Annotated in this window: 15 protein-coding genes; 5 read left to right on the top strand and 10 right to left on the bottom strand. The window is 66.3% G+C overall.

Annotation, left to right across the window (positions count from 1 at the left end; translation table 11 throughout):
* The first annotated feature begins 244 nt into the window (after positions 1-244).
* From AC6RIC_RS17720 to AC6RIC_RS17710, 3 genes are all read left to right on the top strand, one after another.
* Positions 245-1,609: a porin gene (locus AC6RIC_RS17720; RefSeq protein WP_499733300.1), complete on the top strand. Its 1,365-nt coding sequence runs from the start codon at positions 245-247 to the stop codon at positions 1,607-1,609.
* Positions 1,610-1,876: 267 nt separating this feature from the next.
* Entirely contained in the window at positions 1,877-4,228 is a 2,352-nt protein-coding gene (locus AC6RIC_RS17715; protein WP_499733299.1) for an OmpA family protein, read from the top strand.
* Positions 4,229-4,237: 9 nt separating this feature from the next.
* Positions 4,238-4,999: a helix-hairpin-helix domain-containing protein gene (locus tag AC6RIC_RS17710; RefSeq protein ID WP_499733298.1), complete on the top strand. Its 762-nt coding sequence runs from the start codon at positions 4,238-4,240 to the stop codon at positions 4,997-4,999.
* A 6-nt stretch (positions 5,000-5,005) separates the two neighbouring features.
* Here AC6RIC_RS17710 and AC6RIC_RS17705 read toward each other — a convergent pair whose 3' ends face one another.
* The 5 genes from AC6RIC_RS17705 to AC6RIC_RS17685 all read right to left on the bottom strand — a co-directional run bounded on the left by AC6RIC_RS17705 (position 5,006) and on the right by AC6RIC_RS17685 (position 11,183).
* Entirely contained in the window at positions 5,006-5,899 is an 894-nt protein-coding gene (locus tag AC6RIC_RS17705; RefSeq protein WP_499733297.1) for an alpha/beta fold hydrolase, read from the bottom strand.
* A 77-nt stretch (positions 5,900-5,976) separates the two neighbouring features.
* On the bottom strand, positions 5,977-6,402 hold the full coding sequence (locus AC6RIC_RS17700; RefSeq protein ID WP_499733296.1) for a MarR family winged helix-turn-helix transcriptional regulator: 426 nt from the start codon (positions 6,400-6,402) through the stop codon (positions 5,977-5,979).
* A gap of 13 nt (positions 6,403-6,415) precedes the next feature.
* A complete protein-coding gene (locus AC6RIC_RS17695) occupies positions 6,416-7,711 on the bottom strand; it encodes an MFS transporter (RefSeq protein WP_499733295.1) in 1,296 nt (431 codons plus the stop codon).
* Positions 7,708-8,862 (bottom strand): amidohydrolase, encoded by a 1,155-nt coding sequence (locus AC6RIC_RS17690; RefSeq protein WP_454657479.1) that lies wholly within the window; start codon positions 8,860-8,862, stop codon positions 7,708-7,710. The genes AC6RIC_RS17695 and AC6RIC_RS17690 overlap by 4 nt, the downstream gene beginning before the upstream one ends.
* Positions 8,863-9,107: 245 nt before the next feature.
* Entirely contained in the window at positions 9,108-11,183 is a 2,076-nt protein-coding gene (locus AC6RIC_RS17685) for a transglycosylase SLT domain-containing protein (RefSeq protein WP_499733294.1), read from the bottom strand.
* 168 nt (positions 11,184-11,351) lie between these two features.
* Between AC6RIC_RS17685 and dapA the strand changes: the two genes are divergently transcribed.
* Both dapA and smpB read left to right on the top strand, forming a co-directional pair.
* Positions 11,352-12,245, top strand: coding sequence for a 4-hydroxy-tetrahydrodipicolinate synthase (gene dapA, locus AC6RIC_RS17680; RefSeq protein WP_454657477.1), 894 nt, complete (start codon positions 11,352-11,354; stop codon positions 12,243-12,245).
* A 164-nt stretch (positions 12,246-12,409) separates the two neighbouring features.
* Positions 12,410-12,883, top strand: a complete 474-nt coding sequence (gene smpB, locus AC6RIC_RS17675; RefSeq protein WP_061964114.1) for an SsrA-binding protein SmpB — start codon at positions 12,410-12,412, stop codon at positions 12,881-12,883.
* A gap of 36 nt (positions 12,884-12,919) precedes the next feature.
* Here smpB and AC6RIC_RS17670 read toward each other — a convergent pair whose 3' ends face one another.
* The 5 genes from AC6RIC_RS17670 to lepB all read right to left on the bottom strand — a co-directional run bounded on the left by AC6RIC_RS17670 (position 12,920) and on the right by lepB (position 16,666).
* Positions 12,920-13,558, bottom strand: coding sequence for a LabA-like NYN domain-containing protein (locus AC6RIC_RS17670; protein ID WP_499733293.1), 639 nt, complete (start codon positions 13,556-13,558; stop codon positions 12,920-12,922).
* 139 nt (positions 13,559-13,697) lie between these two features.
* Positions 13,698-14,243: a sugar O-acetyltransferase gene (locus tag AC6RIC_RS17665; protein WP_499733292.1), complete on the bottom strand. Its 546-nt coding sequence runs from the start codon at positions 14,241-14,243 to the stop codon at positions 13,698-13,700.
* A 17-nt stretch (positions 14,244-14,260) separates the two neighbouring features.
* A complete protein-coding gene (gene era / locus AC6RIC_RS17660) occupies positions 14,261-15,178 on the bottom strand; it encodes a GTPase Era (protein ID WP_499733291.1) in 918 nt (305 codons plus the stop codon).
* Positions 15,171-15,893 (bottom strand): ribonuclease III, encoded by a 723-nt coding sequence (gene rnc / locus AC6RIC_RS17655; RefSeq protein ID WP_454659013.1) that lies wholly within the window; start codon positions 15,891-15,893, stop codon positions 15,171-15,173. The genes era and rnc overlap by 8 nt, the downstream gene beginning before the upstream one ends.
* A gap of 5 nt (positions 15,894-15,898) precedes the next feature.
* On the bottom strand, positions 15,899-16,666 hold the full coding sequence (gene lepB, locus AC6RIC_RS17650) for a signal peptidase I (protein WP_454657473.1): 768 nt from the start codon (positions 16,664-16,666) through the stop codon (positions 15,899-15,901).
* Between the last annotated feature and the right edge of the window lie 227 nt (positions 16,667-16,893).

Raw genomic sequence — 16,893 nt, 5'->3', positions numbered from 1 at the left:
CGGTTTCCAAAGCACCCCGTTCACAGGCCCGAGAGGTGGATCGTGGTTGATCGGCGGGGCGGCTTTCGTATGGTGGAAATGCGTCGGGACGTTCCCGGTCGCTGTTTTTCGCCTTCGCCTCCGAAATAGGTCGGTGACGCAGGCGAAAGACCGGGAATAGGCAGGTTCTGCGATCAGGCTGAAAGTCTGGGGCGGGGGGCAGGCTGAAGCCCGAGGGTCTCGAAACTCTTTTGGAGGTTACCAAATGAAGCTCGTCAAGAGCCTCCTCCTCGGTTCCGCCGCCGGCATCGCCGCGGTCGCCGGGGCTCAGGCCGCCGACCTTCCTTCGCGGAAGGCCGCTCCGGTCGAATACGTTCGTGTTTGCTCCGCTTTCGGCGCGAACTTCTTCTACCTGCCCGGCACCGACACCTGCCTCCGCATCGGTGGTCGTGTCCGCGCTGAGTACTCCTTCGGCGAGCGTTGGAGCGCCGGCCAGGACATGTTCGGTACCCGCGCTCGCGGCCGTATCTTCCTGGACGCTCGCAACCAGACCGCTTACGGCACGCTGCGCACGTTCATCCGTTATGACCTGACGACCACCACGGGCGTGTACCGTTACGGCGGCACCAACTCGGCGGCTAACCGCTTCTCGGGCGTCAACGGCGTGAACCAGGACGACTCGATCGGTCTGACCGACGCCGTCATCCAGCTCGGCCCGTTGACCGCCGGTCGTACGGCGTCGATGTTCCAGTTCTACGCCAACGACTACACCTTCCACGGCGCCCGCACCTCTGACCGTCAGGTCAACCTGCTCGCCTACACCGCGTCCTTCGGCGGTGGCTTCACGGCCACGCTCTCGCTCGAAGATCCGCGTACGACTGGTCGTCTGGGTGCGGCTGCGAACTACCTCGATCCCGCGGGTGTTCTGCGTCCGACCGGTGGCTACGCCGGCATGACCTATCCTGACGTCGTCGGTCAGATCCGCGTCGATCAGGGTTGGGGTTCGGCTTCGCTGTCGGGCGCCTTCGGTGATCGCAGCACCTATAGCAACCCGTATGCTCCGACCTTCGGTACCGGTCGCAAGTCGGACGAGATGGGCTGGGCCATCCAGGGTGGCGTGAAGATCAACCTGCCGATGCTCGCCGCTGGCGATGCCATCTTCTTCCAGGCTGCTTACGCCGACGGCGCTCTCGAGTACATCGGCTGGGGCTCCAACGCCGGTCACGGCCGCGTTCCGGCCTATCCGGTCGGTAACTTTGCCACGGACGGCTTTGGTCGTGTGAAGTCGAACACCGGCTACACCCTGCTCGCCGCCATGCGCCACTACTGGACCCCGGCGATCCGTTCGGACTTCCTGGTGTCGTACTCGGCTCTCCAGACTGCCAACCTGACCCCGGCGATCAACGGTGTGGCTTCGGTCAACACCTACGATCCGAAGGAACTGGTTGCCAGCGCGAACCTGGTGTGGTCGCCGGTCTCTGGTCTCGACATCGGTGTCGAAGTCCTCTATGCCCGCACCGAGTTTGGTGGTCGCGTTCTTGATCCGAAGACCGTTGCTGGCCTCCCGGCTCGCTACATCAAGTCGGACGACTCCTGGAGCGGCCGTCTGCGCATCCAGCGCGACTTCTGATCGGTTTCCGATCTCTAGTCAGGAAGCCCCGGGGAAACCCGGGGCTTCTTTTTTATGTGGGTTGTCCCGGCTTCGCTGTTGACGGAGCCTACTCGCCCGGCCTGATCTGGCAGGGGCGTTCCGGCCGCGATCCCAGAAGGGCGCGGCTTCGATCGTCCGTTGAATCGATATCTGCGGATCGCTCGACAAGTCCTTGAGAAAACAAGAGCGATCCCGACAGGGGATACCCGCGCCGACACCGGGTCGGCATGGGGCAGGGGGCGGTGCATGTCTCAACCAGCGCGTTGGCTCTGGGGGCTGATCCCACTGGGCTTGTTGTGGGGAGCCGGGAATCTCGCGCTCGATCCCGCGATCGAGCGCGATGTCGGTCTGCGCGCCGAGCAGGCCGTGGCGGCCGCGGCCGGTACGACGCCGGGCGCCCGACCGGTCGTTGCCCAGGTCGATGGTCGGGATGTCACCATCGGCGGCGAAGTCCTGTCCTCCGACGGCGCGAGCAAGGCGATGGCCCGGCTGCACGGCGAATTCGGCGTGCGCCGGACACTCGGCGGACTGTCGCAGGTCGTCGCTCAGAAGCCCTATTCCTGGTTCGTCAGTCGCCAGCTCGACATGGTGACGCTCGGTGGCTTCGTGCCGGATCTCGAGACTGCGGCGGCCAATATGGCGGTGGCATCGGCGGCCTTGCCCGGTCTGCGGATCGACGACCGCCAGACCGTCGCCTTTGGCGCACCTGAGGGGTTTGCCGCGATGGCGGTGGCGATGCTCGCCGAACTGCCGAAACTGGCTTCGGGGCGGATCGCCCTTGACGATGGTCGCTTCTGCATCGAGGGCAAGGCGATCAGCTCGGATGCGTTCCTGGCCCTCGAAGCCGCGCTGGCCCAGGCGGAGCGCCCCGGCTTCCGCGCCGTGAAATGCGATCTCGAACCGCCAATCGTGACGCCCTATCGCTGGAGCGCCGAGCATGAGGCCGGCGGCGCGGTTGTCGTGCGCGGGTTCTATCCCGACCAGGACGTGCGCCGGCAGGTGCTGGCAGCGGCACGGCAGGCGCTCGGCGCAAGCGTTGCCCTTCGCGACGAGATGAAGCCGGCGCTCGGCGCACCATCGGCCTTTCTCGCGAAGATCGCGCGTGCGGTCGGGGATCTGGCGCGGCTGCGGCAAGGCAAGGTCGAGATCAACGGCGACGCCTACACTCTGGCCGGGAAGGGGCCTGAGACCTACGAGGCCTGCCAGGCCTTGCGCCTGCAGGTCGCCCAGATGGATGGTCCGGATTCGGTGGCGCAGGCTGCGATCGAATGTCCGCCCGTTCCGCCGCCGGTGCCGGTCGTGGTGCCGCTTCCGGAGGTGCCGGGGCTGATCCTGCACGATGTCCTGCCTGCTTCGCCGAAGCCGGAAGGCGCTGCAGCGTCTCCCGAACCCGCACCGGCGCCTGCGCCACCGCAAACGCCTGTCCCCACGCCGCCTGCAGGTGCGCCGGTGGCAGCTCCGCGCGCGGTTGCGCCCGTGCCTCTGGATTGGAGCGCGGTTCGTAGCGATGGCGGCGTCCGGTTGAACGGCAAGCTGCCGGACGAGGCGGTGCGCGCGAACATTCTCGCCGCCGCGCGCGGCCTCTTCGGCGCAGCGACCGTCGATGACCGAATGGCCATCGAGCCGGCCCTGCGGTCGGAACTCGACCTGCCGGCCTCGACCGCCTTTGCGCTCGAGGCTCTCTCGAAGCTCAAGACCGGCTCCGTAACGATCCGCGAAAGGGCTTTCGCGATCGCGGGCGAGATCGCGGACGCCGCGAGCCTGGCGGCGCTGCGCGATCTTCTCTCCCGCAACGCTCCCGCCGGCCTGGCCTTGGCCAACCTGCCGGACAGCGTCGTCGTGCGGCCCTACGGGCTCTCGCTCGCGGCGGACCGGACCGGCCTGAGGCTCTCCGGATACCTGCCCGATCAGGCGATGCAAGCAGCGCTGCGGGCACTGGTCGGCGATTCCCCGCTGAAGGATCGCTTCGAGGACACGACGATCGTCGTCCCCGGTGCCCCCGCGGGCTTCGCCGCGACGGTACGGGCGGTGCTCGCCGATCTTCTGCGCCTCGATCTCGGTTCGGCGTCGGTCGTGAACGATCAGGTGACGCTGCGCGGCTTGACCTGCCGCGACCTGATCAAGAGCGAGATCGAGACCAGCGCCGCCACCGGTCTGCCGCAAGGCTTCAAGGTGGACGCCGCCGTCAGCCTGCGGCAGACCGGCTGCGTCGTCGATCCACCGGCGAGCTGCCAGAACGATCTCGACGGGCTGACCAGGCGCAATACCGTCCTGTTCGGTCAGGGAACCTCGGTCGTCGAACTCGACGCCACGACCGAGCGCGTGATCAGCGAGGCCGCGGCCATTCTGCAGAAATGCCCCGGCTCCCCGGTCGTGATCGAAGGTCATGCCAATCGCGACGGCGAGCGGCGCGGCTTCGACAATATGGACCTATCGCTGCGCCGGGCCTTGCGCGTGCGCGATGAACTGGCGCGGCGCGGCATCGAACCCGGTCAGCTTGCGGTCAAGGGCTATGGCAGCGCCCGCCCGCTCGTGCCGCATGAGGCGCCGGAGGCCCGGGCGATGAACCGCCGCGTGCAGTTCACGGTCGCGAAATAGGAGGCCGGCATGCTCTATCTCGCCAGCCAGTTCGTCTGGTTCCTGCTCGCCGCCTTCGGCCTGGGCTTCGCCATGGGCTGGATCAGCCATGACGGCGGCAAGGCCCGTTTCTGGAGCGGTGCCTGGAGCGTGCTGGCCGCGCTCTGGATTGCCGGTGCTGCCTCGACCTGGCTCCAACTCCTGAACGGCATGCCGGCGACCTGGGTCGAGACGGCATTGCTGTTTGTCGCCGCCTATTGGGCGGGGTGCGCTTGTGCCGGTCTGGTGCGGAAGCCAGCGGCATCGCAGCCGAGTGCGGTACCAGTCGCTGCCCCGCAGCCAGCCGTTATGGCGGCCGCAGCGTCGACGGCGCCGGCTGCCGCATTGCTGGTCCGCCTGCCGCCGGTCGAGAACGAAACCGAGCTGCCCGGCCAGCGCCCGGCTGGGCTCGTCACGGCCCGCGACGACACGCCCGACGATCTCAAGCTGATCAAGGGTATCGGCCGGCAGAACGAGGGCCGTCTTCACGGCCTCGGCATCTGGCATTTCGAGCAGATCGCCGACTGGACACCGGAGAATGTCGAATGGGTCGGCGGCTATCTCGCCTTTCCCGGTCGGATCGAGCGTGAGGACTGGGTCGGGCAGGCCAAGCTTCTGGCGGCCGGGACAGAGACGGAGTTCGCCAGGCGAGCCAAGGCCGGCGAGGTCGAAACCTCGCGCGACGATGGCACGGCGGGGCAGGGCAATGTCGCCGGGATCGTCGAGGACAAGGCCGAACGCCCGAAGCCCTGAACCGCATCAGATCGCGCGGCGCTCGGCCCGCGCGATCAGCTTGACGATCCGCCGGATCATGTCCTTGCTGCCGAGCAGCGGGGCATGGCCCTGTCCAGGCGCGGTATGGGTTTCGCAATCGGGATGGCGCTCCGCCATCTCTTCCAGCGTCTTCTCCGCCAGAAGGTCGGAATTGGCGCCGCGGATCGCCAGCATCGGCACGGCCTTGAGCGCATCGAAATAGGTCCAGAGTACCGGCAGCGGTGCTTCGAGATCGAGTTCCTCCAGCACCTTCATCAGCCTGACGTCGTAATCGGGCTTCAGGGCGCCGTCGCGATCGGTCCAGGTGCGGCGCGCCATCATCTCCCACTCCGCCTCGCCGAGGATCGGGAACTGCTGGTCGGAGAGCCGCTTCAGGATCTCGGCGCCTTCCTGGAAGCTGCGCGGCACCGGCAGCTTGCCGACATAGCCGCGGATGCGCAGCAGGCCGCGCGCATCGATCACCGGGCCGACATCGTTGAAGACGACGCCGCGGATCATGGCGGGCCGCGCTGCCGCCAGCGCCATGGTGAGCAGGCCGCCGCGCGAGGTGCCGACGAAGACGGCCTGTTCGATGCCGCTCGCGACGAGAACCTGGATCAGATCGTCGAGTTCGACGCGGATATCGTAGTTCTTCCAGTTCTTGTCGTATTCCGAGAGTCCTCGGCCGCGATAGTCGAGCGCCAGCACGCGGCGCGGCTTGTCCTCATCTTGCGCCAGGGCGACCGCCAGTTCGTGGAAGTCGGCAGCAGTGCGGGCGAAGCCGGGCAGGCAGATGACCGGCAGCGCGGTCGCTGCGAGCGAGCCGTAATCGCGCAAGTGCAGCTTGAGACCGTCGCTGGCGCTGACGAAGCGGGACGTGAAACCGGTTTCGGGCGTCATGCTGGACTCAAAGGAGGCGGATGCGGCGGGAGCGCACCTAACCATGGCAGCCGCGCTCGCGAAAGCCGGCTTTCGGTTCAGGAGGCGCCCCAGCCGCGCAGCTTGGCGAGGCAGTGATTGAACTGAACGAGCTCTTCCGGCGTCAGAACCGAGAGGAAGTCTTGCTCCATCTCCTCGCCGAGCCGGTCGGCCGTCTCGCGGCTGGCTTGGCCCTGCGTCGTCAGATGCAGCGCGACGCGTCGCGCGTCGGCGCTTTCCAGGGCGCGCTGGACCAATCCTGCATCGACCAGCTTGCGCAGGTGCTTGGAGACCAGCGTCTGCTCGATGAAGGTCGCCTCCGACAGGCTCCGGGACGACAGTCCGGGCTGGTCGCCGATGGCGCGCAACACCCGCAACTCGCGGATATTGAGCCCGAGCCGCTCCTTGTAGATCTGCGAAGCCTTCGCCATCGCGGTCTGACTCAACTGGTCGAGCCGGAAGGTCAGGAACGAGTCGCGGACCATCGTGCTCCCTTGCTCAGCCTTGCGTGCGCGTTCGGTGCGCCAGGCCCAGCACGAGGAGCGACAATGCCGTGCAGGCGAGGAGATAATAGGACGGAACCATGTCCGATCCCGTCTTCGCCACCAGCCAGGTCAGCGTGAAGGGCGCGAGCCCGCCGAACAGCAGCACCACGACATTGTAAGCGATCGACATGCCGGTCGAGCGCACCTGCGTCGGGAACATGCCGGCGAGCAGGCCGGGCATCGGTGCCCAGATCGCGGCGATCGAGAGCGCGCAGATCGCTTGAGCGATCTGCAGGCGCTCGAAGCTCGGCTCCGCCACGACATAGGCCAGCAGCGGATAGGAGAGCAGCGCGAAGCTCAGCATGCCCAACAGCCAGACGCGGAAGGCGCTCCAGCGATCGGCGAGATGGCCCATGATCGGCACGAAGATGAAGAGCAGGATGCCGCCGATCAGCGAGCTCAGCATGGCGCTGGTGAAGGGCAGCTTGAGCTGGCGGATCACATAGCCCGGCAGGAAGATGAACCAGACATAGTTCGAGGCCGTGCCGGGGATCATGATGCCGAAGCAGCGCAGCAGCGCATTGCGGTGCTCGGACAGAACGGTGCGGAACGGCGTCTGGCCTTCGCCCTGCTTGGTGTCCTTCTCATATTCCGGGGATTCGTCGACGAAGCGGCGGATATAGAAGCCGAGCGGCGTGATCAGCGAGCCCAGCAGGAAGGGAATGCGCCAGCCCCAGCCCTGCAACGCCTCCGGCGTCAGCAGCGTCGCCAGCGCGTAGCCGGAGAAGGCGGCGAGCGCGAGCGCCAGCGCCTGCGAGCACATCTGGAAGCTGCCGAACATCATCTTCCGGCCGGGCGGCGCGTACTCGACCAACATGGCGGTGGCGGAAGCGAATTCGGCGCCGACCGAGATGCCTTGCAGGATGCGGGCGAGGATGACGAGGATCGGCGCGAGGATGCCGATCGTCGCATAGCTCGGCGTCAGCCCGATCAGCACGGTCGAGAATCCCATGACCAGGATCATCACCGTCAGGATCGGCTTGCGGCCGAAGCGGTCGGCATAGGTCGAGAGCAGCACCCCGCCGATCGGACGGACGAGGAAGGAGATCGCGAAGGTCGCTGCCGTCAGCAGGGCCGAGACCAGCGGGTCGGAGGTCGGGAAGAAGACCTGCGCGATCACCGTCGCGAAGAAGCCGTAGACGAGGAAGTCGTACCATTCGAGGCCGTTGCCGATCACCGAGGATATGACAGCGCGGCGGACCATGGCCGGGGAGCGCGGCTCGGCGCCCTGGATAGCGGCTGCGGTCACGCGTTGGCTCCGGTCTGGCGCTCGACGAGGCGGCACAGGATGCTGGCGCCGACCGGTAGCAGGCGGTCGTCGAAATCGAAGGTCGGATGGTGGCACATCGCGCCGGGCTGGCCGAGGAAGATATAGGCGCCAGGCCATTGCCGCAGCATCAGCGCGAAATCGTCGGAGAAGGGCAGGGCCGTGAGATCGGTCTGCACATTGGCTTCGCCGAGCACGGTGCCGGCAGCAGCCGCAGCCGCCGCGGCGGCGCGCGGGTCGTTGAGGCAGGGCGGGCAGCTCGCCTTCTTCTCGCAGGTGATCGTGCAGCCCGACATCAGCGCCATGCCCCGGCAGGCCGCATCGAGCTTGTCGATAATGCGGGCTTCCGTCTCGGCATTGTAGGTGCGGATCGTGCCGCTGAGCTCGGCAGAGTCGGGGATGATGTTGGAGGCCGTGCCGGCAACGAGCCTGCCGAGGCTGATCACCGCGGGCTGCATCGGGTCGACATGGCGACCGACGACGGACGAGATTTCGATCGCCAGCCGCGCCGCGACCTGCAGCGGATCATTGGTGGTATGGGGCGCCGCGCCATGGCCGCCCTTGCCCTTGATCGTGATCTCGAACACGGTCGTGCCACTCAGCGTCGGGCCCGGGCGCACCGCGGCAGTGCCTTCCTCGTAGAGCGGGATGGTGTGGAGCGCATAGACCTCGGAGCAGGGGAAGCGCTCGAACAGGCCGTCCGCGATCATGCGCTCGGCGCCCTGGCCGATCTCCTCGGCCGGCTGGAAGATCAGATGGACCTTGCCGCGCTTGGGCGGGTTGGCGGCGAGATGGCGCGCCGCGGCCAGCAGCATCACGGTGTGCCCGTCATGACCGCAGCCATGGAATTGGTTCTTCGTGGTCGAGCGATAGTCGAGCCCGGTATCCTCCTCCATCGGCAGCGCGTCCATATCGGCGCGCAGGCCGATGGTCGGCCCTTCCGCCGCGCCCTTGATGACGCCGACAAGCCCGGTGCCGCCGAGCCCGCGATGCACCTCGATGCCGAAGGAGGCGAGCATCTTCGCGACGAAATCCGAGGTCCGGAATTCCTGGAAGGCGATCTCGGGATGGGCGTGAAGGTCGCGGCGCCAGGCCTCAAGCGTGGGCGCGAAATCGGCAATGTCCTGCAGCATCGAAATCCCTCCGCTGCTTTGCAGAGGTGCTTGAAAATTTCAAACAATGCAATCGGCAGGGAAGGTCGTTGCGGGGGATTAGGAAGCAGCAACGGTTGTCATTCCGGGGCGTGCCGCAGGCGCGAACCCGGAACCCACGACCGGGTGAAGCATCCTATGTAGAGATGTCGAGGGCTCACCCGGTCGTGGGTTCCGGGTTCTTCGCTTCGCGAAGCCTCGGAATGACAAGGGTGGTTAGAGAGCCCTCAGTCCCGCTTGCCGCCGCGCTTCAGGTCGTAATCGATCAGATAGGCCGTGCGCTGGTTCAGGCGCTCGCGATAGACCTGCAGGTTCTCCATCACGCGCTGGACGTAGTTGCGCGTCTCGGAGAAGGGGATGCGCTCGACCCAGTCGACGGCATCGACCTCCGGATCGCGCGGGTCGCCATAGGCCGCGATCCATTTCTTCACATTGGGCGAGCCGGCATTATAGGCTGCGAAGGTCAGGATATAGGAGCCGCGCCATTCCTTGAGCAGGTCGTTGAGATGGGCCGCGCCCATCCGCGCCGCATAGAGCGGGTCCTTTCCGAGCTTGCCCCAATCGAAGGGCAGGCTGGCGCGCCTTGCCGTCTCGCGGGCGGTTGCCGGCATCATCTGCATCAGCCCGCGCGCCCCGGCGCCGGACATCGCGGTCGGGTCGAAGGCGCTCTCCTGCCGGGCGATGGCATGAACGATGGCGCGTTCCATCGGGTCGCCGAGCACGTCGAAATCGGGAATGCCGTTGACCGGATAGGCGGCCATGTCGAGCGGGAAGCCGCGTTGCAGCGCCGCCTTGCCGATGCCGACCTGCGCGCGCGCATCGGTCTCGCGCCGGGCGATGGCGGCGATCGCCTCCAGCGCCTCGGTCGTATGCAGGCGCTGTGCCAGATCGTTCAACATCAGCGTGGCGAGATCGCGCTCGCCGATGCGGTAGAGCAGGCGCACGGCGCGATGACCCGGCAACGTTTCGAGACCGGCGGCGCTGGTACGTCGCAGCGGCAGATCGGAGAAGCCGAGCTTCGCCCGCGCCAATTGCCCGTAATAGGCGATCGGCTGTTCCGCAGCCTTGCCGAAGGCGGCCTTGGCTTCCTCGGCCCTGCCGAGATCCTCATAGGCGCGCCCCTGCCAATAGGCGGCACGCGCGACCGAGATCGGCGTCTCGGCGATGCCGGCAGCCGTCTCGAAATGCTTCAGAGCCACATCCGGCTTCTTGAGGAAGCGCAGCGCGACGAAGCCGGCATGCCACTCGGCTTCGATCCGCTCGGCCGCGTCCTCGGCTCCGTGGCCTGACGAGACCTCGTAGGCCTTCTGCGGCTGACCGGCATCGAGGAGCTTGCGCGCGATGATGCGCCTCTCCTCCCACCAGCCATCGCCGTCGCCAAGCAGGGCGGGGTCGCGCGGGATCGCGGTCAGCGCCTTCACGGCATCGTCGAGCTTGTCGCCGCGGCGCGCCTGCTGGGCTTGCAGGAAGGCGAAGGAGATATCACCGCGCAGCGAGGCCGGCACCGCCGCAATCAGCTTCTCGGAGATCGGTCGGCGCGCCTTGGCGCTGGCGAGCCGCGCCTTGGCCAGCACGACGTAATCAGCCGAGACGCGGGCCGCGTTGCGCAGGGCCGCCTCGCCATTCTCGCGGAACAGGAAGCGCTCGGCGCGCAGGCGGTGATCGTCCTTGGTAAGAACCGTCTCGAAGGCGCCGAGCGCGATCTTTTCGAGAGCCTGCCCGAAAACGTCCTTTCGCCAGCTCTGGCGGATGAGAGCGTTGGCCTCCTCAACCTTGCCCTCCTCCTTGAGCGCGATCGCGAGAGCGATCCGCCCGGCCGGAGAGACCGGCTGCTGGCCATGGAAGAAGGCGCGCACGATGGCCGGGCTCTTCTTCTCGGCAATCAGCGCCTCTTCGGCGCGGCGTCCAAAGCGGGTCGTGGCCGGATAGTTCGGGTGCTCGCGCAGGAAGGCGTCGATCCGCAGGAAGGAAACGGCCCCGGCATTGGCATGGATCGCGACCCATTCGAGCAGCGATCGCACGGAGCGGTCGTCGAGCCGCGCCGCGAGGTCGTCGCCCTCCGTGAGCGCGCCGCGGCGATAGGCGGCGACGGCCGCCTTAACGGCCTCGACATTGATGGCGTCCTCGCCTCGCAGTGCGTTGGCCGGATAGGGCAGCGCGCCCGTGGCCTCGACATCGCCGAGCATGGCGAGCTTGCGTTGGGTCGCGAGCATGCCGTCATCGCCCGCCCGCGTCGAAGACGCCGAGAGCAGGACGGGCAGCAGCAGGCAGATCAGTCTCCTCGCGGCCGCAGGCGAGGCCATGGCGGAACTCCAGGCTCGGATGGTCATCGACGGATGGTCGAGGAAGGCCGTTGATGAAGGCTTAACTATGAGGCCACGCATTTTCATGACTTGCCGGCTTTGCCTTGGCGAGACGACGGTTTATGTGTGGCGGCCCCGTAACCCGCGTTTTCGTCCCAGGATCGTCCCATGACCAAGCACATTGCCTTTACCGGCTCGATGCCCGCTCTGGTCACGCCGTTCAAGTCCGGCAAGGTCGATGAGCAGGCGCTGCGCGCGCTGGTCGAATGGCAGATCGAGAACGGCTCGAACGGGCTCGTGCCTGTCGGCACCACCGGCGAGAGCCCGACGCTCTCCCATGACGAGCACAAGCGCGTCGTCGAGATCGTCATCGACCAGAACAAGGGCCGTGTCCCGGTGATCGCCGGCGCCGGCTCGAACAACACGATCGAGGCGATCGACCTCGCCGTCCATGCCGAGAAGGCCGGCGCCGATGCCGTGCTCGTGGTCACGCCCTATTACAACAAGCCGACCCAGGAGGGCATGTACCAGCACTTCAAGGCGGTGAACGATGCGGTCGGCATTCCGATCATCATCTACAACATCCCGCCGCGCTCGGTGGTGGACATGTCGGTCGAGACGATGACGCGGCTCTATGAGCTGAAGAACATCGCCGGCGTGAAGGATGCCACCGCCAACCTCGCCCGCGTCTCGCAGCAGCGCCACGCCATGGGGCCGGATTTCATCCAGCTCTCCGGCGAGGACATGACCGCGCTCGCCTATATGGCGGCCGGCGGCCATGGCTGCATCTCGGTCGTCGCCAATGTCGCGCCGCGCCTCTGCGCCGACCTGATGGAAGCCGTCCAGAAGGGCGACTATGCCGGTGCGCTGAAGGTGCAGGACCGGCTGGTGCCGCTCCATGACGCCATCTTCAAGGAGCCCGGCCTCGCCGGCGCCAAGCATGGCCTTGCGCTGCTCGGCCGCATCGAGGAGGAGGTTCGCCTGCCGCTGATGCCGGTCACCCCGGCGACGGGCAAGGTCATTCGCGAGGCCATGGTTTTCGCCGGGCTGTTGAATGCCTAAATAGGATGGATGGCCGCGCCGGATAGCGCGGTCATCCGCTTGCCCCGCCGGGGTAAGCGGAAGAATGACAAGACCAGTGGTTTCAGAGGCTTGGGCGCCGGTTCAGAATCGGATTCTCAAACTCTGGCAGCGCCGGTCGAGCAGCATGGATTCAGCGGAACGGCATGAAGAAACCCGATCCGGAGCGCTATCGTCTCGCGGCCGATAACCGCAAGGCGCGCTTCAACTACGAGATCAAGGAAACCGTGGAGGCGGGCATCGCCTTGCAAGGGACCGAGATCAAGTCGCTGCGCGGCGGCAAGGCGACGATCGGAGAGAGCTATGCCGGCCCGATGGGGACGGAGCTCTTTCTGTTCAACGCCCATATTCCGGAATATCTTGAGGCGAACCGCTTCAATCACGAGGTCCGCCGGCCGCGGAAGCTCCTGCTTCACAGGCGGGAGATCAACAAGCTGATGGGCGCGGTCCAGCGCGAGGGCATGGCCCTGATACCGCTCAAGGTCTACTTCAACGACAGGGGCAGGGCGAAGGTTGAGCTCGGCCTCGGCAAGGGCAAGAAGCTCCACGACAAGCGCGAGACCGAGAAAGAGCGCGACTGGAACCGCGACAAGCAGCGGTTGCTGAAGACGGGCGGCTGAACACCGTTCCCGCGCTGTGCTGAAGCGACGTTTCGCTCACCCCTCGGCCGGCTCGTCGCCCTGGCGGATGCCGTAGCGGCGTTCCAGCGACGGATTGCCAGGCGTGATCGGCGTTCCACCGGCGGGCCCTGCGCTCCGGCTCGCCCGCTCGGCCGGGTCGCGGCCGATCTTCTGCATGAGCTGGGCGAGGTCGACGAACTCGTCGCATTGACGGCGCAACTCGTCCGAGACCATCGGCGGGTTGGTCGAGATCGTCGAGACCACCGAGACCTTGACGCCCTTGCGCTGCACCGCCTCGACCAGCGGCCGGAAATCGCCGTCGCCGGAGAACAGGTAGATCTGGTCGAGATGCGGCGCGAGCTCCAGCATCTCGATCGCCAGCTCGATATCCATATTGCCCTTGATCCGGCGCCGGCCGGTGGCGTCGGTGAACTCCTTCGCCGCCTTGGTGATCACCCGGTAGCCGTTGTAATCCAGCCAGTCGACCAGCGGCCGGATCGAGGAATACTCCTCACTCTCGATCAGCGTGGTGAAATAGAAGGCGCGGATCAGGTTGCCGCGCCCCTGGAATTCCCGCAGCAGGCGCCGGTAGTCCATGTCGAAGCCGAGCTGCTTCGATGTGGCGTAGAGATTGGCGCCATCGATGAAAAGCGCGATGCGCGGTGTGGCGCTCATGGCAATCACTCCTGCTGAAATATCTTAAGGCAATAAAATGGACGCGAAACGCGTTCTAACGATGTCGTTTCATGACTGAAATTTGACAAGTTGCAAGGGCTGTCCGTGGCACACTGACACAGCTCAATTTTCTGTTACGTCAGGGTCGCAGGCGCGCCGGGTTGCCGACTGCCGTGGCGCCGGCCGGCACGTCGCGCGTAACCACGCTGCCCGCGCCGATGATGGCGTCGTCGCCGATCGTGATGCCGGGCAGAATGATCGCGCCGCCGCCGATCCAGACATTGCGCCCGATGCTGACCGGGCGCCCGAATTCCAGCATCTGCCGGCGCCGCTCGGGATCGCGCGGATGGTCGGCGGTCAGGATCTGCACGCCCGGGCCGATCTGCGTGCCGTCGCCGATCGTGACAGCGACGACGTCGAGGATGATGCAGTTGAAGTTCAGGAAAACGCCGTCGCCCAAGCTGATATTGTAGCCGTAGTCGCAATGGAAGGGCGGGCGGATGACGACGTCGCGCCCGACATGGCCGAAGGCCTCCTGCATCAGCGGCAGCCGCGCGTCCGGCGTCGCACCGGTTGCGTTGAAACGCTCCATCCAGGCGCTGATGCGGCGATTGTCGGCGATGAGCTCAGGGCTGTCGGCGCGGTAGAGTTCGCCGGCCAGCATCTTGTCCTTCTCGCTACGCATCACGTTTGCTGCGTCGCTCAGGCTTTGCCCTTGGGGAATTCCAGCCCCATCTCGCGGTAGCGCTCCGGATCGTCGCTCCAGTTCTCGCGCACCTTCACGAACAGGAAGAGATGGACCTTGGCCTCGGCCGCCTCGGCGATCTCGACGCGCGCCTTCTGGCCGATCGCCTTGATCGTCTGCCCGCCTTCGCCGAGCACGATCTTCCGCTGGCCCTCGCGCTCGACATAAATCGTCTGCTCGATGCGCACGGAGCCGTCCGGCTTCTGCTGCCAGCTCTCGGTCTCGACGGTGGAGCGATAGGGCAGTTCGTCATGCAGCCGCTCGAACATCTTCTCGCGGGTGATCTCGGCGGCGAGGAAGCGCAGCGGTGCGTCCGAGATCTGGTCCTCCGGATAGAGCCAGGGCCCGAGCGGCAGGCGCTTCTCCAGCCAGGCCAGGATGTCCTTGACGCCGTAGCCGGTCAGCGCCGCGACCATGAAGGTCGTCTCGAAGCTGCCGCGCTCGTTCACCTTGGCAGTGATTTCGAGCAGCTTCTCCTTCGGCACCGTGTCGATCTTGTTGAGGATCAGGAATTTCGGCTGCTTCAGCTCGGCAAGCCGCTCGAACAGCGCCGTGTTCTCCTCATGGTCGAAGCGCGCGACGTCGATCAGCACGCCGATCAGGTCGGCATCGGTGGCGCCGCCCCAGGCGCTTGTTACCATGGCGCGGTCGAGCCGGCGCTTGGGCGCGAAGATGCCGGGCGTGTCGACGAAGATGATCTGCGCCGTGCCGGAGAGCGCGATGCCGCGCACCTGCGTGCGCGTCGTCTGCACCTTGCGCGAGACGATCGAGATCTTGGCGCCGACGAGCTGGTTCAGCAGCGTCGACTTGCCGGCATTCGGCGCGCCGATCAGCGCGACGAAGCCGCAGCGCGTGGCTTGATCGGTTTCAGACATTGTCACTTTCCGGGTTGTCGTTCCATAGGCCCTCGCGCCTCAGGAAGGTTTCGGCGGCGGCCTGCTCGGCCAGCCGCTTCGAAGGGCCGCGCGCCTCGGCGTCGGCGAGCCCGATGATCTTGGCGGCTACGACGAAGACCGGCGCGTGGTCGGGGCCGGAGCGGCCGCGCTCGCTATAGGTCGGCGTCGGGTAGCCCTTGCCTTGCGCCCATTCCTGCAGCGCCGTCTTGGCGTCGCGTAAAGGGCGTACCGGCTTCAGCATGCGCTCGCCGAAGGCGCGCTCGACCAGCGCACGCGCCGCCTCGTAGCCGCCATCGATGAAGACCGCGCCGATGATGGCCTCGCAGGCATCGGCCAGGATCGCCTTGTTCTTGCGGGCGCCGCCGAGGATTTCACCTTCGCCGAGCCGCATGAACTGGCCGAGATTCCAGCTTTGCGCGACCTCGGCGCAGGTCTCCTTGCGGACGAGGTCGGCGAGCCGGCGCGAGAGATTGCCTTCCTCCGACTGCGGGAACTGCCGGAACAGCAGGTCGGCGACCGACAGGCCGAGCACGCGGTCGCCGAGGAATTCGAGGCGCTGATAGCTCGCCAGCCGTGAACCTTCGGCGCTCATATGGGTGAGCGCCGTGGCGAGCAGGCTCTGGTCCGCGAAGCGGTGCCCGAGCGCGGCTTCGAGCCGCGCCGTATCCGGGGCCTTGCGCCCGCCGTCGCCCACCTTGCTCACTTGATGGTGCTGAACAGACGGTTCCAGCGAACCGTATAGGGCCATTCCCAGATCTTCCAGGCAGAGGCGCCGTCCTCGATCGAGAAGAAGATGATTTCGGCCCGCCCGACGAAATTCTCGAACGGCACGGGGCCGACGCTGCGGTCACGCGAGTCGAGCGAGTTGTCGCGGTTGTCGCCCATCATGAAGAAATGGCCGGGCGGCACGATGAAGACCTGCGTGTTGTCGAAGGTACCGGTATCGCCCTCGCGCTCGATGATCTGGTGGCTGACGCCGTTGGGCAGCGTCTCGCGATACTGGATCGTGGGCACGCTGCGGCCCCAGTTGTCGGCGGTCACATAGTCGGCGATGCGCTCGCGCTTCACCGGCTGGTTGTTGATGTGCAGGATGCCGTCGATCATCTGAATGCGGTCGCCCGGCAGGCCGATGACGCGCTTGATGTAGTCGGTCGAGTTGTCGCTCGGCAGCTTGAACACGGCGATGTCGCCGCGCTTGGGCTCGGACGCCCAGACCCTCCCTGAGAACAGCGGCGGGCTGAACGGGACCGAGTGCTTGGAATAGCCGTAGGTGTATTTCGACACGAACAGATAGTCGCCGATCAGCAGCGTCGGGATCAGCGAACCCGAGGGGATGTTGAACGGCTGGAACAGCAGGGTGCGGATGACGAGCGCGATGAGCAGCGCCTGGACGACGACCTTGATCGTCTCGAGAACGCCGCCTTCATCCTTGGCCGCCTTGCTTTTGCTGTCGACGTCGTTGGCCACGCGGGCGCTCCTGAGGCTGCAGTCCAGCGCGCGGTCTAGCCGACTATCGCGCCTGCGACAACGCGCAAGAGCGGCAAGAGGGAAGGGCGCCAGTGGATGGCGAAAGGATGTCAAACGCAAATCCAACGCGGGGAAATGGCAAGATTGGGGTAGTTTACACCCGTGTGGCAGATTGACTGCCTTCATTTTCGCCAACAGCATCACAGTCGCGCGACACTGGGGGAAAC

It is taken from the genome of Allobosea sp. TBD101 (assembly GCF_059817965.1).
This window is presented reverse-complemented; position numbering and strand designations above follow the sequence as displayed.